Genomic DNA, 21,393 nt, shown 5'->3' with positions numbered 1-21,393 from the left:
ACATTATGATATGATTAAATTTCCACCAGATGATAAGGGATCAGGTTTGCGGTCAGCATCTGAGCCTCCCGCTGATGGCAGGTGAAGATAATGACCTGGTCGGAGTAAGTGTTCACCAGCCATTTTAAAGCGGTCCGGAGCCTGTCATCATCATACAGCACAAAGCTGTCGTCAAATATGAATGGCATCCGTTCCGTTCCCTCCTGGATCAAGGTAGCGGCAGCCAGACGAAGCGCTAAGTAGACCTGGTCCATGGTGCCGCTGCTGACCTGTTCTAAGGGAACCAGTTTGGTTCTTGTATTCAAAAAGACGTTTAAGTTCTCGTCCACGCTCATGCTGGTATAGATTCCCCCTGTGATTCCGGCGATGAGGTCGGAAGCCGTTTTATTTAGATACAGGCCAAAGGAGTCCCGGATGGAGGAGGAGAGGCTTGTCATGGTTTCCAGCGCTAAGTCAATGGCGGATATTTCTTCCCGGATCCGGTCATTCTCTGTCAGGATATGCTTAAGCCCTTCTGCCTGGGTCTTGCAGTTTGATAGGTGCTCTAGCTTTCGCTCCAGCTCCCACTGGCTTTTCTGCTGCTTTTCAATGGATTCCCCGCAGTTTTCCTGTTTCTTTGAAAGCTCCTCAATTTCTTTTGCTTTCTGTGCGATGACAGCCTCGGATTTGGATACAGCAGAGCATAAGCGGGTAAATTCTGCCATTCTCGTCTGGAATGCCTTGATCGCTTCCGGGGAAATTTCCGTATTTCCCAAATGCCTGGAAAGGATCTCCTGCAGGATCTTGGCGCTCATTTCCATGTCCTTCTGGCTGTGCCTTAACCGTAAGAACAGGATCAGGCCGATCAGGTAGAAAATAGTGGCTGTTACGATAAAAATACCAAGCAAAAGAATGAGATCAAGCCCATAGTAAGCGGTGAAATAATTTGCTTCCCCAAGATAATATAGTACTCCTGTGCCGCATAAAAGTATGGTGGCAATGATCAGGGAAAGGACGGAGAAGATCTTTCTCGGCTTTTTATTGCAGGCTGCCATGGCTTCCATGTATTCTTCATAATTTTCCTGAGCTTTTGCCTGACAGGCATTAATGGATGCCTGGTCGGAAAACTGGTTGCTGTTTAATACCTGTCTGCCTCTTGCAGCTTTTTGAAGAAGTTCTTCCTTTTCCTTCTGCTGTTCCTCCATGGAAATCTTGATATGGGAACGGAGCTTATGATATTCCTGTATCTGGTTTTCATATTCCGGAGATGAGATTTCTTTTTCCGTGTTGCGGATTTCGCTTAATAAAGAGGTATAGGTCCGGGCCGCTTCCGGAACCATCTGGGATTCCAGCTCCTTTTTCTGTGATTTTAAAAAGGCAGCGGCTCTTGTTATGTTAAGGGCCAGGTTTCCCGTTGTGTTTAAGTTGGCTATGTAATTTTTAAGTTCAGAAACCATGCCTTCATCGGTAGCGCTTTTTAACTGGCCGATACTGACGGTGTTAATGTAGGCGGCTTCACTTAAACCAGATAATAAGTCATCTAAAAATGCCTTAGTCGGTTCTATCTCACGTCCGGCGGTTTCATCAACGATCTTAAACTCTTTTTTGTTCTTTTGGAAGGTGCGCTCGATCCGGTAAATGTGATCCTTGTGCTCCACCCGTATCTGTCCCTCATAGGTACCGCTGTTTTCCCAAGGCTCGAATTTTGTGTAAAGATCATTGCGGGATGCACGGCCTCTCTGACGCTCAATGCCGAAAAGCATTCCCCGGATGAACGTATGAATGGTGGATTTTCCCGCCTCATTCTTCCCATATACAATGTTTAACCCATCCCGGAATGTAAGGTTTCTGCCATGGAATTTCCCAAAGCCATTGATATAGATATCAATTATTTTCATGGGGTCAGCTCCTTTCGTCCGTTGTACGAAGCAATGCGTTGATGCCGTAATGAAGGGCCTTTTTTTCCACCGGGCTCATCTCCGGTTTCTGAAGGGCCTGGATAAAGAAGCCGATCATGTCGCTGGGATGTTCGGCAAACAATGCGGAAAAGTCATACTGAGGCTCGGATTCGTCAATGATTTCCATGATCTTAAACCGGGTGGAAAGCATCTCCAAGTCAAAGGAAATATCAGGGTCCCTCATACCGCGGATCCGGAACCGGAATATGTTTTCCGGCCCCCGGTTTTGGATTTCCTGGGTGATTTTCATGGCAAGTTCCGTATTGGTGGTGGCAGTCGTTACATTAACGGCCAGGGAGATGTACTGGAGCCTTGCCAGGGGGATGAACTTTAAGGAGGCCACCATGCGGGTCACCTCATTGATCTCCCCTACCATCATGCCGTGCTGGCCGGATTCTGTTTTGTCCAGAGGTTCCAGGGAGCCGGAAAATGCCATACGGTTTTCCAAAAGGATCTCCGGCCTGTGGATGTGCCCCATGGCAATGTAGGAAAAGTCCAGATTTGCCATGGCACCCTTGTCAAAGGGGATGTGGTTGGCATCGCCCCCATGGCCCAGAAGGACATGGATGCGCCCGTTGTTGGGCACCTTTAAATGGTCAAGGCGGTTTTCCGGGATTTCGGCTGAATGGTAGCTGAAGCCGTAGACCTCGGTATTGATATCCTTAAAGTAAACACTTTCCAGTTCCTCTCCCATGAGATAAGACACATTGGGAGCCCAGGTGAAGCTTAAAAGGGCGGAGTTGCTCCGGATGCGGTCATGGTTGCCGGCAATGATGACCACATGGACATCCGGTATGGTGGAAAAAAGAAAGTTTACTTCTTTCAAATCCCTGGCCAGGGGCTGCCGGTGGAATAAGTCTCCGGAAATAAAGAGACAGTTGGCTTCCAGTGACTTTGCCTGGCTGACCGCCTTTGCGAAGGTGTCCTTGATGTCCTGATACCGTTCCTTGCTCCACGGCTTGTCGCTGTCCGGGCTCATGCCCCAGTGAACATCTGCAATATGTATGAATTTCATTGTCATTACCTCGCTGGTCCTCTGCACAAATGGTTACAGTTCAGCCATGCCATTCCTGATTTGTCGGGCAGAATATACACGGCTTAACTAAAACCACAAATTCCCTGCCGGTCAGGAAGGGAATTTGTGGTACAGGCTTAAAGCTCGCAGTTGTTGACAGTTCTTGGGAATGGAACTACGTCACGGATGTTGCCCATTCCGGTTAAATACATCACGCAGCGCTCAAAGCCAAGGCCAAAGCCTGCATGGCGGGTGGATCCGTATTTTCTTAAGTCAAGGTAGAATTCGTAATCCTCTTTCTCAAGGCCAAGCTCGTCCATACGTGCCACCAGCTTGTCGTAATTGTCCTCTCTCTGGCTTCCTCCGATGATCTCGCCGATACCGGGAACCAGGCAGTCCACAGCAGCCACTGTCTTGTTGTCCGGGTTCAGCTTCATGTAGAATGCCTTGATCTCCTTCGGATAGTCTGTTACGAATACAGGCTTCTTATAGAGCTGCTCGGTTAAATAGCGCTCGTGCTCGGTCTGCAAGTCACAGCCCCAGAACACCTTATAATCAAATTCCTCATTGTGCTTTTCCAGAAGCTCTATGGCCTCGGTGTAAGTCACATGAGCGAATTCAGAGTTCAGAACATGGTTCAAGCGGTTAAGCAGCTCTTTATCCACAAACTGATTAAAGAAGTTCATCTCTTCCGGTGCATGCTCCAGGACGAAACGGATCACATATTTGAGCATGGATTCCGCCAGCTCCATATTGTCATTTAAATCGGCAAACGCCATCTCCGGCTCAATCATCCAGAATTCCGCCGCATGGCGTGTGGTATTGGAGTTTTCAGCACGGAAGGTAGGTCCAAAGGTATAAACATTGCGGAATGCCATGGCATAGGTTTCCGCATTAAGCTGACCGCTTACGGTTAAGTTGGTAGGCTTTCCAAAGAAGTCCTGGCTGAAGTCCACAGCCCCGTCCCCGGTCTTTGGAACGTTTGCTAAATCCATGGTAGTAACCTGGAACATCTCACCAGCTCCCTCACAGTCGCTTCCTGTGATGATTGGAGTGTGAACGTACACAAAATCCCTTTCCTGGAAAAACTGGTGAATGGCATATGCGATCAGAGAGCGCACGCGGAAAACAGCCTGGAAGGTATTGGTTCTGGGCCGCAGATGGGAAATGGATCTTAAATATTCAAAGGAATGGCGCTTTTTCTGAAGGGGATAGTCTGGTGTAGATGTTCCTTCAACAATAATTTTGTCTGCCTGTATCTCAAACGGCTGTTTTGCTTCAGGAGTGGGCACTAGGGTACCGGTGACGATGACGGCGGTTCCTACATTTAGTTTGGATATTTCAGAGAAATTTTCCATGGTGTCATGATAGACGATCTGAAGTGTTTCAAAATAAGTTCCGTCATTTAAAACAATAAATCCAAATGATTTGGAGTCTCTTAAACTTCTTACCCAGCCTCCGATGGTAACCTGGGTGTTAAGAAGTGATTCTTTGTTTTTATATATCTGTCTTACAGTGATTAAATCCATAATAGCTTCTCCTTTTACATGTTCGCATACTTAACAAGATTATACTGTATTTCGAGCCTCGATTCAAGGGGGAAGGGTGTAAAAACGCAAGATATGACTTAAAATGTAAAAGAATCAAAAAAAACAGGAAAAATGTCGGAAAATGCACAAAAAATTATCATAATAATTCAAAAATTTGTTCACTATTTTCTGAATATGTGTTATAATGCTAGTACAATAAAATTACAACAGCGAGAGGTGATAACGTGATCAAGAAAGAAATGATTGCCATGCTTTTGGCAGGTGGCCAGGGAAGCCGTTTAGGCGTGTTAACGCAAAAAGTGGCCAAACCAGCAGTGTCATTTGGCGGCAAGTATCGTATTATTGATTTCCCACTCAGTAACTGCATCAATTCAGGGGTAGATACTGTGGGAGTTCTGACTCAGTATCAGCCATTGCGTTTGAACACCCATATCGGAATCGGAATCCCATGGGATCTGGATCGGAATGTTGGCGGCGTTACAATCCTTCCACCCTATGAAAAGAGCAAGGGCAGTGACTGGTATACCGGAACGGCTAATGCTATTTATCAGAACTTAGAGTATATGGAGACCTACAATCCGGATTATGTCCTGATATTGTCAGGGGACCATATCTATAAGATGGATTATGAGGTCATGCTGGAATACCATAAAGCAAATAATGCTGATATCACCATTGCTGCTATGCCGGTGCCGATTGAGGAAGCCAGCCGTTTTGGAATCCTTATAACCGATGAGAACAACCGTATTACGGAATTTGAGGAAAAACCGGCAAATCCAAGAAGTAACCTGGCATCCATGGGTATCTACATATTCAGCTGGAAGGTATTAAGGGAGGCACTAATCAAGATGTCTGAGGTCCCGGGCTGTGATTTCGGCAAGCATATCATACCCTACTGTTTTGAATCAGGAGACAGGGTATTTGCTTACGAATACAATGGTTACTGGAAGGATGTTGGGACCTTAAGCTCTTACTGGGAAGCCAACATGGAGTTAATCGATATCATTCCGGAATTTAACCTTTATGAGGAGTACTGGAGGATCTATACAAAGAGCGACATCATACCGCCACAGTATGTGTCGGAGGAAGCTATCATAGACAGAAGTATCATTGGAGAAGGGGCGGAAATCTACGGAGAAGTCCACAATTCCGTTATCGGTGCGGGAGTTACCATTAAAAAGGGAGCTTCGGTCAAGGATTCCATCATCATGAGGGAATGCGTAATAGGAGAGAATGTTAAAGTCCAGAAAGCCATTATTGCTGAAAATGTAAAGATAGGTGCAAACTCTGAGCTTGGTTTCGGGGAATTTGCTCCCAGCAAATATGATCCCAAGGTCTATCAGTCTGATCTGGTAACAGTCGGTGAAAATTCAACCATACCTGAAAATGTGAAGGTGGGTAAAAATACGGCAATTGTCGGTGAGACAACAGCAGAAGATTATGCTGACGGCGAGCTGGCTGGCGGAGACTACATCATAAAGGCAGGTGGAATACGATGAGAGCGATAGGAATTGTATTAGCAGGCGGAAACAGTAAGAGAATGCGGGAATTATCCAATAAAAGGGCGATCTCGGCCATGCCCATTGCAGGAAATTACCGCAGCATTGATTTTGCCCTAAGCAATATGACGAATTCCCATATTCAGAATGTAGCGGTTTTAACCCAGTATAATTCCAGATCGCTTCACCTGCATTTAAGCTCTTCCAAATGGTGGGATTTCGGAAGAAAGCAGGGGGGATTGTTTGTATTTACTCCGACCATAACTGCAGATAGCAGCGACTGGTACCGGGGAACCGCAGATGCGCTTTACCAGAACCTTACATTCTTAAAAAACAGCCATGAACCCTATGTGGTCATTGCAGCTGGTGACGGCATCTATAAACTGGATTATGGAAAAGTTTTGGAATATCATATTGAAAAGAAGGCGGATATTACCGTTGTTTGTACAGAGCTTCCGGAGGGAGAGGATACTACACGGTTCGGTCTTGTCAGGACCAATGAAGACGGAAGGATTACGGATTTTGAAGAAAAGCCCATGGTGGCATCTTCCAATATCGTATCCTGCGGCATTTACGTCATCCGCAGACGGCAATTAATCGAACTTATTGAGCGCTGTGCGATGGAAGACCGTTATGATTTTGTAAGCGATATTCTGATACGTTACAGGAATCTAAAGAGGATTTATGCTTATAAGATGAACACCTACTGGAGGAATATCGCTTCCGTTGAGTCTTACTATAAGACCAACATGGATTTCCTGAAACCGGAAGTAAGGGATTATTTCTTCCGCCAGTACCCGGATGTTTATTCTAAAATAGATGATCTGCCCCCGGCAAAGTATAATCCGGGTGCAGTGGTTAAGAACAGTCTGATATCCAGCGGCAGCATTGTCAATGGAGTGGTTGAAAATTCTGTTCTGTTTAAAAAGGCATATGTAGGCAATAACTGTGTCATTAAAAATTCCATCATTTTAAATGATGTTTACATAGGTGATAATACGGTTATTGAAAATTGTATTGTGGAAAGCCGGGACACGATCCGGGCCAATACCACCCATATCGGGACACCGGACAATATAAAAGTTGTCTTAGAAAAAAACGAAAGATACACATTATAAGGAAATGCGGGGGAAAGCTTGACATGCAGATTACAGACGTGAGGGTTAGACGTATTGAAAAAGAAGGAAAGATGAAAGCAATTGTATCCATTACACTTGATAATGAATTTGTAATTCATGATATCAAGGTAATCGAAGGGGAGAAGGGATTATTTATTGCTATGCCCAGCCGGAAGGCTGCTGATGGGGAATACCGTGATATTGCGCATCCCATTAATTCCGACACGCGTGATATGATCCAGAGAGTCATCCTGGATAAATATGAGACCACGGCGTTGGAGATGCCGGATGTGTCAACATTTGCTTAATAAGCCTTTTAATCCGCAGGCAGGGGTAGACTCTGCCTGCGGATTTTTTATGCAGACTCTTCTAAAATACAGGATTTACAGGTCACTCTTTTTGGGGTTATAATAAATTAATAACTTTTGAAAGGTAGATGAAAATATGACAATTAAAATAGGTATTGCAGGCTATGGGAATCTGGGAAAAGGGGTGGAATGCGCCATCCGCCATAACCCGGATCTTGAGCTTTCAGCTATATTTACCAGAAGAGATCCGGCATCAATAACCCCTCTTTCTCCGGGTGTAAAGGTATATTCCATGGAGGAAGCCATTTCAAAGAAGGATTCCATTGATGTGATGATCCTCTGCAGCGGAAGCGCCGTAGACCTTCCCGTACAGACTCCCCTTCTTGCCAGATATTTTAACGTGGTGGACAGCTTTGATACCCATGCCCGGATTCCACAGCATTTTGAAGCGGTGGATGAGGCGGCAAAGGAAGGAAATAAGGTCGGGATCATATCCGTTGGCTGGGATCCGGGCATGTTTTCCTTAAACCGTCTGTATGGGGAGGCCATCTTACCGGGCGGCCATGATTATACATTCTGGGGCCGGGGCGTAAGCCAGGGCCATTCCGATGCGATCCGCAGGATAGAAGGCGTAAAGGATGCCAGACAATATACCATTCCTGTGGAAGGTGCCCTTTTAGCGGTCCGGAGCGGGAAAAATCCGGAACTGTCCACCAGAGAAAAGCATACCCGTGAGTGCTTTGTAGTGGTGGAAGAAAATGCAGATCTGGACCGGATCCGGGAAGAAATCGTGTCAATGCCAAATTATTTTGCAGATTATGAAACTACGGTTCATTTTATAAGTGAAGAGGAGCTTAACAGGGATCACAGGGGAATCCCGCATGGAGGTTTTGTCATAAGGACCGGAAGGACAGGCTGGGAGGATGAGAACAGCCATGTGGTGGAATACAGTTTAAAGCTGGATTCCAATCCGGAATTTACGGCTTCCGTGCTGACGGCCTATGCAAGAGCCGCTTACCGTCTGAATAAAGAAGGCCAGAGCGGATGTAAAACCGTGCTTGATATTGCTCCGGCATATTTAAGCGCTTTCAGCGGAAAAGAGCTGAGAGGACGTCTGTTATAAATCAGAGCAGGAGGAACAGAGAATGGCAGCGAGAAAAGAAATGGTCCTTTATTACCAGCCTGAGAAGGACAGGCAGAGTGGAAATGATACAAAGGCTGCGAAACTAAAGGCGGTTCTTGTCCGTATGGGGATACGGATCAAAAATATTTTCCCTGACCAGGTGGGCCAGACCGTAGGATATCTGGCAGGCTTTGAAGGCTTTGAAGAGACGGAACAGATGGAATGCCCTGATGTGGAAGAGGAGATTCTGGTAATGAAAAATTTTTCAAGCCGCCGGATCGATGAACTGCTCTCAAACCTAAGGCGGGCAGGAGTTCCTAAAATCGACTTAAAAGCGGTAATTACCGATACCAACTGCAAATGGAAATTTTATGACCTGTATCTGGAGCTTAAAGAAGAACATGATGCCATGTCAGCAGCAAATAAGACAGAAGAGGATTAAAGCGCCTGTCGGACTGTTGTAAGATGGGATTATAGAAAGCCAGTGCGTAAAAAAACAGTGCATAAAAAGCGCGTCTTGATAAAGGGATAAAAGCCTTTTCAAGACGCGCTTTGGTTTTTATGATGCGAATTTACTGATAATCACAAACATTGGCCCACTGCTGCAGCAATTCCACCTCTTCCGGTCTTCTCTTTGAAAGCTGGGCAGCCGCAACCATGGGAAGCCAGGTCTGCACATATTTCTTTGCCGTACCGGTCTTTTTACAAAACAGGTTCATATACATATCCGCTTTATTCTGGTCCTGCAGGCAGAACAGCAGGTAAGTTCTTGCCACATCAGCGCTGGCATTACCCTGGGTCGCATGAACCCAGTCCAGAACATACATGGTTCCGTCATCCTTTACCACAATATTGCTGGGGTTAAAATCCCCGTGACATAATTTTGTATGCTTTGGCATGCTGTCCAGCTGTGTCCGCATATCGTATCTGGTCACATCGCCTAATTCTTCCGAATCCAGAATCTGCCGTGACATCTTATCCTTCAGCTTATTAAGAAGCGGGCACTGCTTTGAAAGAATGCTCAAATGAAGATCTACCATATTCTCCATGTATTCCGGTAATTTATCAGGATTTTCATCCATGAGCTGCTGGAGAGTCTTGCCTTCAATGAAATCAAAGGTAATGGACCACTTGCCTTCGAAAACACCAACTTCTTGAACCTTGGGGACGTTGATCCCACCAACTTCTTCCACACGGGCGGTAATTAATGCTTCATTCAATACATCTGCCTTTGGGAAATCAGCGTTGAAAACCTTGATCGCCTTTTCGCCATCACGAAAAACCTTTTTTGTTGCAGTTGTAGCAATTAATTCTGCTGCCATAAGAATCTCTCCTTCCATCCAACCATTAGTCCGAACCGTTAAGTAATGATTCTGTACTTATATTTTACTACAAAATCCATAAAAAGTATAGCTTGTTTTTAGAATTATCTGGAAAATATTACTGAATTCACATGTAAGCTAAAAGCGGAAAACAGCCGCGCCATAAGCCGGAAGAGGATATGGGAAGGAGTACTCCTGCCCATCCCATTCCATCTTTTCAGATCGGAAAGCAGGTGCTTTCTCACCTCGCTTGTACAGTCCGTGATCCTGGTCTAAAACAAGAGTATAGGTTCCCCGCTTCGGAACCCCTACCCGGTAATCGGGACGTGGTACGGGAGTGAAGTTTAAAACAAACAGCAGGCTGCGCTTATGGTCCTTGCTGTACCTGATAAAGCTGAAGATGCTCCGTTCGCTGTCATTGGCGTTGATCCAGTAAAAACCTTCCCAGTTATAATCCTTCTCGTAAAGCGCCGGATATTTTTTATACAGATGCAGAAGATCCTTTACATAATCCTTAAGGTTCCTGCCTAAAGGTTCCTCAGACAGATACCAGTCCAGGGCGGTTTTTTCATCCCATTCATGGAACTGCCCGAAGTCCTGTCCCATAAACAGAAGCTTCTTACCGGGCTGGCCAAGCATAAACGTATATCCCAATTTTAAATTTGCAAATTTATCTTCTAAAAGCCCCGGCATTTTATGGATCATAGAACCTTTTAAATGCACCACCTCATCATGGGATAATACCAGTATATAGTTTTCACTGGTAAAATATGTAAGGCCAAAAGTCATTTTATGGTGGTTGTATTTGCGGAAATAAGGATCCAGCTTCATGTATTCAAGGAAGTCATGCATCCAGCCCATATTCCATTTGAAGGTGAAACCAAGACCCCTTTCCTCCTGGTTTCCGGTAACCTTTGGCCAGGCGGTAGATTCCTCGGCAATGACCATTGCCCCGTTTCCACGCTTTCTGATAACGCTGTTCAAATGTTTAAAAAACTCAATGGCCTCCAGGTTTTCATTTCCACCGTACTGGTTTGGCACCCATTCCCCGTTGTTTCTTCCGTAATCCAGATAAAGCATGGAAGCGACTGCGTCCACACGAAGCCCGTCTATATGGAATTTCTCCACCCAGTAAAGGGCATTGGCAATAAGAAAATTATCCACCTCATATTTGCTGTAATCAAAGACCTTTGTTCCCCAATCGGGATGTTCCCCTTTCCTGGGGTCCGCATATTCGTAGCAGGCTTCTCCGTCAAAGTCCGCCAGGCCATGGGCATCCTTTGGAAAATGGGCAGGGACCCAGTCCAGGATAACACCGATTCCTTTTCTGTGCATATAATCGACGAAATACATAAACTCCCCCGGAGTCCCATACCGGGAAGTGGGGGCAAAATATCCTGTTACCTGATAACCCCAGGAGCCATCATAGGGATGCTCTGCAATTCCCATCAGCTCCACATGGGTATAACCCATTTGGAGAATATAGTCTGCCAGTTCATGAGCCGCTTCAATATAGGTATAAAATCCCTCCTTTTCATCCCTGTTTTTCTTCCTCCAGGAGCCTAGATGTACCTCATAAATGCTGATCGGTTCATTCAACGGGTCTTTGGTCTTCCGCTTTTCCAGCCAGGCCAGGTCCTTCCACTGAAATCCCGACAGGTCTGCAGTAACAGAGGCGGTCTGGGGGCGGTATTCCGATTGAAATGCGTAAGGATCCGCTTTAAAAAGGATCTTGCCGCTCCTGGTGGTGATCGCATATTTATACAGCTCCCCAACACTTAAACCAGGAACAAAGGCTTCCCAGATTCCGGAATCAGCAAGCAGTGTCATGGAATTTGCCTCCGGATCCCAGCCGTTAAAATCGCCGACTACGCTGACCTGCTCACCATGAGGTGCCCAGACTGCAAAATACATACCGTCGTTTCCTTCGTAGTTTTCCGGATGGGCGCCCAGTTTTTCGTAGATTTCGTAATGCCTTCCATTGTTATAAAGATACCGGTCTACCTCTGTAATAAAGCCCAATCCGATTTCATTTTTGTCACTTTCCATTCGCTCATCCCTCCATGATCTTTAAGATTACGCCCCGGTTTGCGGGTATGGTCAATCCGATTCTATGGTCAATCACTGGAAATACTTCTCCATCAAGAAGATTGACAGCAGTGCCTCCCTCACAAGGACAGGGAATTTCGGCATATGCGTCAGATTCATCATTATTTACCGCAGTAATGATGGCCTGTTTTTCATGAAACCGTGCAAATGCGTACTGCCGGTTGGTGAGAAGAAGTTCCTGATACTGCCCCCCGTGAAATTCCGGGTTCTGTTCATGGATATGACCAAGCTTGCTGATAAAGTCCTTAAGCGGACAGGAAAGCTCTCTTATTTCAGAAATGGAAACCTGGGGACGCAGCATGGAGTCCTCCGTATTGGTCCGTTTGCCCTCCATTCCGAACTCGCTGCCATAGTAGACTGAGGGGATTCCGGGAAGGGTAAATAACAGGGTGTAAACCGGATAGAGGTGTTCCGTATTGTTAAGCTTGCTTGCGATCCGATTTTCGTCATGATTGTCCACAAAGGTATAAAGCTGGGAACCAATGGATTCCAGCCTTTTTACATTGTGTGCAATTTCAAAATAATTGTGGTCATTATGACCCGAATAAATGCTCTTATGTAGTTCGTAATTGGTGACAGAATGCAGCATGCCGGGGTTGACCCATCTGCCGTATTCTCCATGGATAACTTCCCCCATGAGCCAGAAATCTTCCTTCATTTCCGTCGTGCGCTGCCGCAGCTCTTTCATAAATCCAAAGTCCAGCACATTGGCGCAGTCAAGACGTATTCCGTCAATGTCAAAGGTGTTGATCCAAAACTGTACGGTATCAAATAAATACTGCCTGACTGCGGGATTAAAAAGATTAAGGCAAGGAAGCTCAAAATGTCCCTGCCACGCTTCGTATCCGAAGGAATCTCCCAGTGGACTGTTGCCGGCAAAATTGATTCCCCGGTACCATTCCCTGTAGGAAGAACTCTCCCTATGGTTTAAGATATCCTGAAATGCGAAAAATTCCCGTCCCGTATGGTTAAAGACGCCGTCAACGACCACCTTTATGCCCGCTTTGTGGCAGCGGGACACAAACTCCTGAAAGCCTTCCCTGTCACCAAGACGGCGGTCAACCATCTGGTAATCACGCGTATCGTACCCATGGGTAGAGGATTCAAACAGTGGCCCGATGTAGATCGCATTGCACCCCAGAGACCGGATATGGGAAATCCACTCATAAAGCTCCCCAAACCGGTACATAACAGAAGATTCCCTGTTCTCTTTCGGAGCGCCCACAAGCCCCAGGGGATAGATGTGATAAAAAATACCCCTTTCATACCACTTGCTCATATACTTATCCTCCAGATTATAGTAGTTTATACCTCCCGGCTTTTAAAACGGCGCAGAAGGAACTGGTAACGCAGCTGTGCCGCGTTAAGTTCGTAAATATAACAATCAATAAGCGTTGGGTCAACCACCTGCTCAAAGTGGTTTCTGGCGGAATCAATGGCGGTTTTGGAACGTTCGATCTCACGTCTTAAATTCCGCTCTTCCTCTGATAGGACCAGATGTTTTTTTAAAAGACCATGTTTCATTTTATCATCTCCAGATTTTATAATTTTTACCGAATGCTATAAATTCAGTATGTCTGGAAATTGGCATTTTATTCATATATTACCTGTATATCTTTGATAATTCATGAAACCCGGTTCATTAACTCCTGTAAATACAGTCCCAGAGAGCAAAGTTTTTTTGTGCTGTCGCCAATGGTCAGATAGTAATAATTCGCTGTTCCTTCCTGACGGACATTCACAAGACCTGCTTCTTTTAAAATCTTTAAATGATGGGAAATGGCAGGGCGGGACAACCGGGTCATTTCCGTGATTTCTTTTACATTCATTCCCTGCCTGGGCTGTAGCTTTAAGCCGTTACTGGTATTTGCAACGCCGTTTCCCAGGTCGTCATAAAGACCTGTATTGGCGAGCCCCTCAATAATGGTCAGCCGGATTTCGTCTCCCAGAGCGATAAAGATAGGCATGCAATTCTGGAAAAGTTCATTAAAATCCTCGGCATGCATGGTTGGACTCCTCCTTTGGTTTAAAAAATTAAACTAATAATATTTTATCATCCCAGCAGCATAACGTCAATGTTTTATAACTAAAACTTTGTGATTTATGCTGCGAAAAAGGTAAAATAATGAAAAAAATTGTTAAAAATGACAATAAAATAACAGAGAGGCTTTTGGTTTCAGAAAACCATAAAAAAGAATGTATACAATATTTCTTGCAAAAAACAGTTGACATTTCATTTCCCTTTGTGCATAATAAAGGCACATTCTTATATGCGTTCCGCATACAGCATTTCAAAAGTATTCAAAGAATTATGGACATTTGATTCCATAATCCAAGGCTGATTTTCCAGCATGAATTCCAATGTTAAAATTTTAAGTAAAGAGGGGGATTGTATCGTTCGATATGTTATTTTGCTGCTGATTTTAGGGGCAGGGGCTTTTTATGATGTTCGTGAGCACCGTATACCTAACTGGCTGGTGATTTCAGGAATCATCCTCGGCATTCTGCTTGAAGTTTCCGGATCAGAAAAGCTTTTTGGGGGCCTTCTCTTCTTATTGAGGCTTGTAATTGTGACCGGGATATTCTTTTTATTATTCCTGTGCCGTATGATCGGTGCGGGAGATATCAAGCTGGCTGCTCTCATATGCGGATTTCTGGGGCTTAGAGAGGGCGCTTTGGCAGTTGGACTTGGTTTTCTTATAGGGGCTTTCTGGTCCTTTATCAAACTGACAGGGAGTGGCAGCCTTTTTTTCCGCCTTTCTTGTCTTCTTGCCTATATCAGGCGCGTATTTCAAACAGGAAATTTTACAACCTACTACGATTCTGTCCGGGACGGGTATGATATGGTGATACCTTTGGGTCTGTGCCTGTTTTTGGGGACATTGGGCTATATGGTTTTTTGGGGATAAGGTTGAGGGAAGAACTTCCTTCAACCTCCCCATGCTGATAACTGAATATGCAAATTTATCCGCTTGTTTCATTAGTATACAAAATAAGGAGGTTTGGTTTTGGCAAAGAGAGTGATGGCGGTTTATGATACTGATCCTTTGTATACGGAGAGGTTCACGGAATTTGTAAGCCAGAAGGAGCAGGTCTCATTCACGGTGATGGCATTTACTGACCTGGATCAACTAACGGCTTATGGAAAAGACCATAAGATAGAACTCCTGCTCATTAGTTCCTCCATTTCCAGGGAGGAAATAGAAAAGACAGGCGCTGCCTTTGTGGTCATGCTGACTGACGGTGAGGCAGTTCCTCCGGAAGGGCAGTATCCAGGTGTTTATAAGTATCAGGCCGCAGACAGCCTGATGCGTGAGGTGATGAAGTATTATTGTGACGATCCCGGAGATCCGGGATATGCCATGGTTTCAAAGACAGGCAGGATCATGGGTGTATATTCTCCTATCAACCGTTGCTTAAAGACTTCTTTTGCCCTTGCAATGGGACAGCTGCTGGCCCGGGATTTAAAGGTACTTTATTTAAATTTAGAGGATTGTTCCGGATTCCGGCGGTTGATCGGAGAAGAGTACAGGGGAGGTTTATCTGATCTTTTGTATTATTACAGCCAGGAGGGGTTTCACTGGATACGCCTTGGATCCGTCGTCTATACCTGGGGAGAACTGGATTATGTGCCGCCGGTGCAATATCCTGAGGACCTTTGCCAGGTGACCGGGCAGATGATGGCGGAACTGGTAAGCCACATTGCCAGGGAGAGTGCTTATGAGTCCATTATCCTGGATTTAGGCCAATTCGGAAAGAAGGCGGCAGAGGTGCTGGAGGTATGCGATGTGGTATACATGCCTGTAAAGGATGACTGCGTATCCACAGCAAAGATAGAAGAGTTTGAGGAATATCTGGAGTCATCGGGCCGCGGATTCCTTAAAGACCGGATTCAGAAAATAAAGCCTCCCTACCATTGCAGCTTCAATCGTAGGGAGAACTATTTGGAACAGCTCTTATGGGGAGAATTGGGGGATTATACAAGACAGCTTTTAGGAAACAGCCGTAAGCTGTAAAAGGATTGCTAAGGGGGAACAGTCATGGACGATGATGAGAGAAGGAAGCTGCGGGAAGAAATTATGAGAGAGCTGGATGAGCGGCAGCAGGTAACTGATGAGGAGCTTTATGCGATCATAGACCGTAGAATTCTGGAGTATGGGCAAATCAGCTTTCTTCCCCTGAAAAGAAAAATGGAGCTTCGGGGCAGGCTTTTTGATTCTTTCCGGCGGCTGGGGGTTCTTCAGGAGCTGGTGGATGACGAGGATGTGACGGAGATCATGGTAAATGGGGCAAGCCATGTCTATGTGGAGAGGAATGGACACATGGAGAAGTGGGACAGAGCCTTTGACAGCCAGGAGCAGCTGGAGGATACCATCCAGCAGATCGTCAGCAGGGTAAACCGTACGGTAAATGTATCAAGACCCATGGCGGATGCCAGGCTGCCTGACGGTTCCAGGGTTCATGTAGTGCTGCCACCTATCGCACTGGACGGCCCCGCAGTGACCATCAGGAAATTCCCGAAGCCCATTACCATGACAAGACTGTTAAAGCTGGGCTCGGTCACAGAAGAGGCTGCAATTTTCCTGAAATGTATTGTTGAGGCAGGCTATAATATTTTTATCAGCGGCGGAACCAATTCGGGAAAAAGCACGTTTCTCAATGCGTTATCCGCTTACATCCCCCGGGAAGAGCGGATTGTAACCATTGAAGATTCCGCAGAACTAAAGATTACCCATATTCCAAATCTGGTGCGGCTGGAAACAAGAGAGGCCAATGGGGAGGGGGATGGAGAGGTGACCATGGGAGACCTGATCAGGGCCGCTTTGAGGATGAACCCTTCCAGAATTATTGTTGGAGAGGTGAGGGGAAGGGAGGCTTTGGATATGATATCAGCCATGAACACCGGACATGACGGAAGCCTTAGCACTGGTCATGGAAACAGCCCCAGGGACATGCTTTCCAGGCTGGAGACCATGGTGCTTATGGGAACAGATATCCCGTTGGCAGCGGTCAGAAGCCAGGTCGCGGCGGCAATTGATATTTTAATTCATCTGGGGCGCTTAAGAGATAAAAGCAGGAGGGTCCTGTCCATTGTGGAGGTAATTGGTTATGAAGACGGAGAAATCAGGCTTAATCCGTTATATAAGTTTGAGGAAGATTATGAGAACCGGGAGGGAGGAACGGCTGTTTGGGGCAGTCTTAAAAAGGTGGGAGTCATTCAAAACACCGATAAACTTAAAGCAGCAGGCATTGAGATATGAAAACTATGTTCTGACACCGGTTCAGTGGTGCCTGTATGGATTTCAGGGCCTGGCAGCTGCAGGGCTTTTCGCTTACGTCTTTTACCGCAGCATTGCGTCATTTCTGTTATTTGTTCCAATGGTTTTTATTTTCCCTATGATTAAAAAAAGAGAGTTAAAGGAAGGCCGGCTTCAGCAATTGAATCTGGAATTTAAAGAGGGCATTCTGCTTTTAGCTTCCTTCTTAAGTGCCGGTTATTCTGTGGAGAACGCGTTTTCTGCTTCTGTAAAGGAATTGATTTTACTTTATGGGGAGGAGGGGATGGTTTCTAAGGAATTCAGCCATATTGAGAGCCAGATCCGGATGAACCGTTCGGTGGAGCAGGCGCTTTCTGAATTTGCTGGCCGCAGCGGTCTTGATGATGTTAAAAACTTTGCGGAGGTATTTGCCGCGGCAAAGCGAAGCGGGGGAGAGCTGGTTTCGATCATCAGCCACACGGCGGATGTAATAAGGGATAAGGTACAGGTTAGACAGGAGATTTTAACGATGACAGCCTCAAAACAGTTTGAACAAAAAATCATGAGCATAATCCCTTTCTTTATTGTCCTTTACATTGATATAACTTCTCCCGGATTTTTTAACATCATGTACAGTACGGGGATCGGAAGGGTCCTTATGACCCTGTGCATGGTCATTTACATCGTGGCCATAGGGATTGCAAAGCGGATTATGAGGATTGAGATATAGAAAGGAGAGGACAGATGTTAAGAAAAGGCAGCAGAACATGGAGATTTCCTTTTTCTAAAGTACAGACAGCCTGTTTAGTTTCCGGGATTGCCTTATATGTTGCCATGAAGCTGTTTTTTTCACCAGGCGGGCAGGCGGTATCTGAAGGAGGAGGGCTTAAACGGGCAGAGCCGGGCCGGGGAGAAACTACTTACGATATTCTGGTATCCGGGCTTGACCGGGAGAGTGGTGACAGGAAGATACCGGTTAAAATTCCTGTCAGGGAGCGGCAGTATGGGGCTGAAGAAGTAAGGGAGCTGTTTCAGAGGATCCAGCCTGAGCTGATAAAGCAGATGCTTGGAGAAAATGAGTCCCTGGAGGAGGTGAGAAGAGACTTAAATTTAAAGAACAGCCTGGGAGATTATGGGCTTAGAATCAGCTGGGAGTCTGATAATCCCCAGGTGATCGATTCCTTTGGAATCGTTCACAATGAGGAAATACCGGAAGAGGGAGAAACGGTCTGGCTAAGGGCCAGAATAAAGGCTGGGGGTCATGAAGGCCAATATGAGTTTAAAGTGACGGTCTATCCGCCCGCCCTTACCCAGGAAGAAAAGGCTGCCTCTGCCTTTCTCCAGTGGATAGGCCAGATGGATCTTAAACAGCAGACGGAAGACCGCCTGTTACTGCCGTCGGTTTATGAGGGGAAAAGGCTAAAGTACTTCCTGCCTGAAACGGCAGATTTCCGGATATTACCGGTACTGGGACTTTTACTGGCAGCGCTACTACATATAAAAGAAGGGTTTGACAGGAAAAGCCTGGCAAAGATGCGGGAGCAGCAATTGCTGTTGGATTATTCTGAGGTAGTTTCCAAGCTGGTAGTATACATCGGGGCAGGTCTTACGGTCCGGGGAGCCTGGGAGAGGATTGCGGCTGGCTATAAGGAGTCGGTGAAGCAGGGAAAGAGAAATGTGCGTCCGGCGTATGAAGAGATGGTGAAAACAGCTTGGCAGCTTGGCACTGGATTGTCGGAAGGACGGGCTTACAGTGAATTTGGAAGGCGCTGCGGGTTACAGGTCTACATAAAACTTTCCGCTCTTCTGGAACAAAGTCAGAAAAACGGAAGCAGACAGCTACGCCCTGCTTTGGAGCTTGAGATGGTCTCGGCTTTTGAGCAAAGAAAGAACCTGGCGAAAAAGCTGGGAGAAGAAGCTGGAACCAGGCTTTTGCTGCCTCTGCTTATGATGCTGGGAGTGGTCATGGTCATGATTGTGGTTCCTGCGTTCCTGGCATTTTATTAGAAGGGAGGTGAAAGGATGCTGACATTGGTAAACAGACAGATCAGGGATTTTTTAAGGGAAGAAGATGGAGTAGGTGTTATAGAAGTAGTGCTGATTCTGGTGGTTTTAATCGGACTTGTTATTATATTTAAAAAGCAGATAACGACTCTTCTTGATAACGTATTTAAGGAAATTAACAGTCAGTCTAAAGAGGTGTATTGATGCGCAAAAGCGGACAGGTAACAGTGTTTTTCAGTATGGCCCTTTTATGCATATTCAGCCTGATGTGCGGGCTTATAGAGTCCGCACGGACTGCTGGATCCAGGAGCTATCTAAAGCTTGCGGCAGATTCTGCCATGGACTCTGTATTCAGCAGATACCACAGAGAAGCCTGGGAAACATATCGTCTCTTTCTTCTGGAATGTGAGAATGATGATGAGCTGGAGGAGGCATGGAAGGGATTCATGAAGCCTTATATGGACAGCTCCGGCTGGTATTCCATGGATGTGGAAAAGGCAGATACAATGGAGCTTTTTCGTATTACCGACGGGGGAGGGCAGTATTTAAAGCAGGAGATACTGGATTACATGAAGTACGGAATCTTTGAAAGTATGACAGATGAAAAGAGTACAGAAGACCTGCTTAAGAACTTAAAGGAAGCAAAAGCCGTGAAACAGTTATCCGGATCTTTCCGTGACCATGAACGGGAAGCTGTCCGGCTGGAAAGGGCTTTGGAGGATATCAATGATTCTTTAAAGCAGCAGAAGGCTTACTGGCAGGCTGCCTATGAAAGAATCAGGGATTATGACGGTCCTGGATTCCGAAGAGAGGCGGATCGGCTAAAGGGGGAAATGAACAGGATCCCTGGCCTAGTAAAGACTTATGGGAAAAGGGCAGATGAATTAAAAAGCAGCATAAGCGAAACAAACAAAGGCTTATCAGCAGCTCAGGATGAATTAAGCCAGGAAGTCCGTGAGGCTTTGAACGGTGATACCTCCTGCTATGGATCCTATGTAAACCAGGATGGGGAGCGAAGGCAGGAAATTGAGGCTCTTCCCGGGCGGATGGAACAGTTGAAACAGGTTATGGACCATGCAAGGGAACGTTCCTTTGAGGTAGAGAGCATTATTGATAACTGGGACAGTGATGATGAAGAGGATGAAGGTCCTGATCTGTCCCAACTGTGGGGGTCTGTAGGGGAAATATGGGTTAAGGCAGACCTCCCATTCCTTTCTTATTCCAATGGAGTGAAGGACCCGGAAAAACAGAGACTTCTGGAACAGGTGGAAGGATTCATGCAGACAGGGCTTTTATCTATGATTCTGCCTGATGGAAAGGAAATATCAAAAGGCATTTTGTCTGACGGTTCTTTTCCTTCCGTCACCTGTGGGGAAGGTCAGGTGCTGGAGGCGGGCCTTATAGACCGGATATTGTTCGGGGAGTATTGCGGCCATTTTCTCACAAGCTTTCTCTCAGAGGAGGATAAGGAGGTAAAGTATGAAGTGGAGTATCTGGTTTCAGGGAAGAAAACAGATGAGGAGAACTTAAAGCAGACGGTTTTAGATATTCTCATGATAAGGGAAGGCATGAACTTAATTCATATTCTTTCAGACGGCCAGAAACGGGAAGAGGCAATGGCTTTAGCCGGCCTTATTACCGGATCTGTGGGCCTGGCTCCTCTTACCGGAATTGTTGCATTTTTTGTAATGAGCATCTGGGCACTTGGGGAGGCGATCGTGGATGTGAGAATGCTCTTGGAGGGAAAAAAGGTGGCCTTTCTTAAATCAGGAGCTACCTGGAAGCTGTCACTGGACGGTCTTCTGGAATTAGGAAGAACGGGAACATGTACAGGCGGAAAAGATGATGAAAATGGAATTGGTTATACAAGCTATTTAAAGCTTCTTCTTTTTTTGGGAGAGCCTGGGCAGCAGCATTATCGTCTTATGGATGTGATCCAGATGAATTTATGCAGGAAACAGGCGGATTTTCGTATGGTGCACTGCGTTTATCAGGCAGAGGTAAGAGGAACTGTGAGATCAAGGCATATGTTTTTCGGAGGGAATAATCCCTTCTATCCGGTGGAAGTCCGGACAGAAAAAGCATATTAAAGGACGCTCTGCGGGCATACCGTTATGCCCGGTCAGTTGGGTAAAAAATAGGAAAGGAGG

General features: G+C 45.9%; 20 protein-coding genes. 12 read left to right on the top strand and 8 right to left on the bottom strand.

What is annotated here, in order from left to right; all coding sequences use genetic code 11:
* Nucleotides 1-14: 14 nt before the first annotated feature.
* The 3 genes from ABFV83_RS16470 to asnS all read right to left on the bottom strand — a co-directional run bounded on the left by ABFV83_RS16470 (nucleotide 15) and on the right by asnS (nucleotide 4,481).
* Nucleotides 15-1,877 carry an AAA family ATPase gene (locus tag ABFV83_RS16470; protein ID WP_349945333.1) on the bottom strand — a complete coding sequence of 621 codons (1,863 nt, stop codon included), beginning with the start codon at nucleotides 1,875-1,877 and terminating at the stop codon, nucleotides 15-17.
* Between the two features lie 4 nt (nucleotides 1,878-1,881).
* A complete protein-coding gene (locus ABFV83_RS16465) occupies nucleotides 1,882-2,952 on the bottom strand; it encodes a metallophosphoesterase (RefSeq protein WP_349945331.1) in 1,071 nt (356 codons plus the stop codon).
* Nucleotides 2,953-3,089: 137 nt separating this feature from the next.
* Nucleotides 3,090-4,481, bottom strand: coding sequence for an asparagine--tRNA ligase (gene asnS, locus ABFV83_RS16460; RefSeq protein ID WP_349945329.1), 1,392 nt, complete (start codon nucleotides 4,479-4,481; stop codon nucleotides 3,090-3,092).
* Between the two features lie 245 nt (nucleotides 4,482-4,726).
* Here asnS and ABFV83_RS16455 point away from each other — a divergent pair, with 245 nt between their 5' ends.
* The 5 genes from ABFV83_RS16455 to ABFV83_RS16435 all read left to right on the top strand — a co-directional run bounded on the left by ABFV83_RS16455 (nucleotide 4,727) and on the right by ABFV83_RS16435 (nucleotide 8,992).
* Nucleotides 4,727-6,001: a glucose-1-phosphate adenylyltransferase gene (locus ABFV83_RS16455; protein WP_349945327.1), complete on the top strand. Its 1,275-nt coding sequence runs from the start codon at nucleotides 4,727-4,729 to the stop codon at nucleotides 5,999-6,001.
* The gene (gene glgD, locus ABFV83_RS16450) at nucleotides 5,998-7,119 is read left to right on the top strand and encodes a glucose-1-phosphate adenylyltransferase subunit GlgD (RefSeq protein WP_349945326.1); all 1,122 of its coding nucleotides are present in this window, start codon (nucleotides 5,998-6,000) and stop codon (nucleotides 7,117-7,119) included. The genes ABFV83_RS16455 and glgD overlap by 4 nt, the downstream gene beginning before the upstream one ends.
* A gap of 23 nt (nucleotides 7,120-7,142) precedes the next feature.
* Nucleotides 7,143-7,427, top strand: coding sequence for a septation regulator SpoVG (spoVG, locus tag ABFV83_RS16445; RefSeq protein WP_054739747.1), 285 nt, complete (start codon nucleotides 7,143-7,145; stop codon nucleotides 7,425-7,427).
* A gap of 136 nt (nucleotides 7,428-7,563) precedes the next feature.
* A complete protein-coding gene (locus ABFV83_RS16440) occupies nucleotides 7,564-8,550 on the top strand; it encodes a diaminopimelate dehydrogenase (protein ID WP_349945324.1) in 987 nt (328 codons plus the stop codon).
* 22 nt (nucleotides 8,551-8,572) lie between these two features.
* A complete protein-coding gene (locus tag ABFV83_RS16435) occupies nucleotides 8,573-8,992 on the top strand; it encodes a DUF3783 domain-containing protein (protein WP_349945323.1) in 420 nt (139 codons plus the stop codon).
* 130 nt (nucleotides 8,993-9,122) lie between these two features.
* Here ABFV83_RS16435 and ABFV83_RS16430 read toward each other — a convergent pair whose 3' ends face one another.
* The 5 genes from ABFV83_RS16430 to ABFV83_RS16410 form a co-directional block, all read right to left on the bottom strand.
* Nucleotides 9,123-9,872 (bottom strand): phosphotransferase, encoded by a 750-nt coding sequence (locus ABFV83_RS16430; protein WP_349945321.1) that lies wholly within the window; start codon nucleotides 9,870-9,872, stop codon nucleotides 9,123-9,125.
* A 138-nt stretch (nucleotides 9,873-10,010) separates the two neighbouring features.
* Nucleotides 10,011-11,921: a 1,4-alpha-glucan branching protein GlgB gene (glgB, locus tag ABFV83_RS16425; RefSeq protein WP_349945319.1), complete on the bottom strand. Its 1,911-nt coding sequence runs from the start codon at nucleotides 11,919-11,921 to the stop codon at nucleotides 10,011-10,013.
* 4 nt (nucleotides 11,922-11,925) lie between these two features.
* On the bottom strand, nucleotides 11,926-13,260 hold the full coding sequence (locus ABFV83_RS16420; protein WP_349945317.1) for an alpha-amylase family glycosyl hydrolase: 1,335 nt from the start codon (nucleotides 13,258-13,260) through the stop codon (nucleotides 11,926-11,928).
* Between the two features lie 26 nt (nucleotides 13,261-13,286).
* Nucleotides 13,287-13,505 carry a YaaL family protein gene (locus ABFV83_RS16415; RefSeq protein WP_054739741.1) on the bottom strand — a complete coding sequence of 73 codons (219 nt, stop codon included), beginning with the start codon at nucleotides 13,503-13,505 and terminating at the stop codon, nucleotides 13,287-13,289.
* Between the two features lie 101 nt (nucleotides 13,506-13,606).
* Complete coding sequence (locus tag ABFV83_RS16410) at nucleotides 13,607-13,987, bottom strand: metalloregulator ArsR/SmtB family transcription factor (RefSeq protein WP_349945314.1); 381 nt, start codon at nucleotides 13,985-13,987, stop codon at nucleotides 13,607-13,609.
* Between the two features lie 345 nt (nucleotides 13,988-14,332).
* Here ABFV83_RS16410 and ABFV83_RS16405 point away from each other — a divergent pair, with 345 nt between their 5' ends.
* The 7 genes from ABFV83_RS16405 (at nucleotide 14,333) to ABFV83_RS16375 (ending at nucleotide 21,333) form a co-directional block, all read left to right on the top strand.
* Complete coding sequence (locus ABFV83_RS16405; RefSeq protein WP_349945313.1) at nucleotides 14,333-14,890, top strand: A24 family peptidase; 558 nt, start codon at nucleotides 14,333-14,335, stop codon at nucleotides 14,888-14,890.
* A gap of 99 nt (nucleotides 14,891-14,989) precedes the next feature.
* Nucleotides 14,990-15,997 (top strand): hypothetical protein, encoded by a 1,008-nt coding sequence (locus ABFV83_RS16400; RefSeq protein ID WP_349945311.1) that lies wholly within the window; start codon nucleotides 14,990-14,992, stop codon nucleotides 15,995-15,997.
* Nucleotides 15,998-16,021: 24 nt separating this feature from the next.
* Complete coding sequence (locus ABFV83_RS16395) at nucleotides 16,022-17,242, top strand: CpaF family protein (protein ID WP_349945310.1); 1,221 nt, start codon at nucleotides 16,022-16,024, stop codon at nucleotides 17,240-17,242.
* Entirely contained in the window at nucleotides 17,232-17,969 is a 738-nt protein-coding gene (locus tag ABFV83_RS16390; RefSeq protein WP_349945308.1) for a type II secretion system F family protein, read from the top strand. Before ABFV83_RS16395 ends, ABFV83_RS16390 begins: the two co-directional genes overlap by 11 nt.
* A 14-nt stretch (nucleotides 17,970-17,983) precedes the next feature.
* Entirely contained in the window at nucleotides 17,984-19,246 is a 1,263-nt protein-coding gene (locus ABFV83_RS16385; protein WP_349945307.1) for an immunoglobulin-like domain-containing protein, read from the top strand.
* 15 nt (nucleotides 19,247-19,261) lie between these two features.
* The gene (locus ABFV83_RS16380; RefSeq protein ID WP_349945305.1) at nucleotides 19,262-19,447 is read left to right on the top strand and encodes a Flp1 family type IVb pilin; all 186 of its coding nucleotides are present in this window, start codon (nucleotides 19,262-19,264) and stop codon (nucleotides 19,445-19,447) included.
* Complete coding sequence (locus ABFV83_RS16375) at nucleotides 19,447-21,333, top strand: DUF5702 domain-containing protein (RefSeq protein ID WP_349945304.1); 1,887 nt, start codon at nucleotides 19,447-19,449, stop codon at nucleotides 21,331-21,333. Before ABFV83_RS16380 ends, ABFV83_RS16375 begins: the two co-directional genes overlap by 1 nt.
* Nucleotides 21,334-21,393: the final 60 nt, after the last annotated feature.

Origin of the sequence: Lacrimispora sp. BS-2, from assembly GCF_040207125.1 — a bacterium.
Taxonomy (GTDB): Bacteria; Bacillota; Clostridia; order Lachnospirales; family Lachnospiraceae; genus Lacrimispora.
Note: the sequence above shows the minus strand (reverse complement) of the source record. Positions and strands in the feature narration are given on the sequence as shown.

Excerpts from the sequence above, each read along its gene's own strand:
- ABFV83_RS16470 (WP_349945333.1), bottom strand. The coding sequence starts at position 1,877 with ATGAAAATAATTGATATCTATATCAATGGCTTTGGGAAATTCCATGGC.
- ABFV83_RS16465 (WP_349945331.1), bottom strand. The coding sequence starts at position 2,952 with ATGAAATTCATACATATTGCAGATGTTCACTGGGGCATGAGCCCGGAC.
- asnS (WP_349945329.1), bottom strand. The coding sequence starts at position 4,481 with ATGGATTTAATCACTGTAAGACAGATATATAAAAACAAAGAATCACTT.
- glgD (WP_349945326.1), top strand. The coding sequence starts at position 5,998 with ATGAGAGCGATAGGAATTGTATTAGCAGGCGGAAACAGTAAGAGAATG.
- spoVG (WP_054739747.1), top strand. The coding sequence starts at position 7,143 with ATGCAGATTACAGACGTGAGGGTTAGACGTATTGAAAAAGAAGGAAAG.
- ABFV83_RS16440 (WP_349945324.1), top strand. The coding sequence starts at position 7,564 with ATGACAATTAAAATAGGTATTGCAGGCTATGGGAATCTGGGAAAAGGG.
- ABFV83_RS16435 (WP_349945323.1), top strand. The coding sequence starts at position 8,573 with ATGGCAGCGAGAAAAGAAATGGTCCTTTATTACCAGCCTGAGAAGGAC.
- ABFV83_RS16430 (WP_349945321.1), bottom strand. The coding sequence starts at position 9,872 with ATGGCAGCAGAATTAATTGCTACAACTGCAACAAAAAAGGTTTTTCGT.
- glgB (WP_349945319.1), bottom strand. The coding sequence starts at position 11,921 with ATGGAAAGTGACAAAAATGAAATCGGATTGGGCTTTATTACAGAGGTA.
- ABFV83_RS16420 (WP_349945317.1), bottom strand. The coding sequence starts at position 13,260 with ATGAGCAAGTGGTATGAAAGGGGTATTTTTTATCACATCTATCCCCTG.
- ABFV83_RS16415 (WP_054739741.1), bottom strand. The coding sequence starts at position 13,505 with ATGAAACATGGTCTTTTAAAAAAACATCTGGTCCTATCAGAGGAAGAG.
- ABFV83_RS16410 (WP_349945314.1), bottom strand. The coding sequence starts at position 13,987 with ATGCATGCCGAGGATTTTAATGAACTTTTCCAGAATTGCATGCCTATC.
- ABFV83_RS16405 (WP_349945313.1), top strand. The coding sequence starts at position 14,333 with ATGAATTCCAATGTTAAAATTTTAAGTAAAGAGGGGGATTGTATCGTT.
- ABFV83_RS16395 (WP_349945310.1), top strand. The coding sequence starts at position 16,022 with ATGGACGATGATGAGAGAAGGAAGCTGCGGGAAGAAATTATGAGAGAG.
- ABFV83_RS16385 (WP_349945307.1), top strand. The coding sequence starts at position 17,984 with ATGTTAAGAAAAGGCAGCAGAACATGGAGATTTCCTTTTTCTAAAGTA.
- ABFV83_RS16380 (WP_349945305.1), top strand. The coding sequence starts at position 19,262 with ATGCTGACATTGGTAAACAGACAGATCAGGGATTTTTTAAGGGAAGAA.
- ABFV83_RS16375 (WP_349945304.1), top strand. The coding sequence starts at position 19,447 with ATGCGCAAAAGCGGACAGGTAACAGTGTTTTTCAGTATGGCCCTTTTA.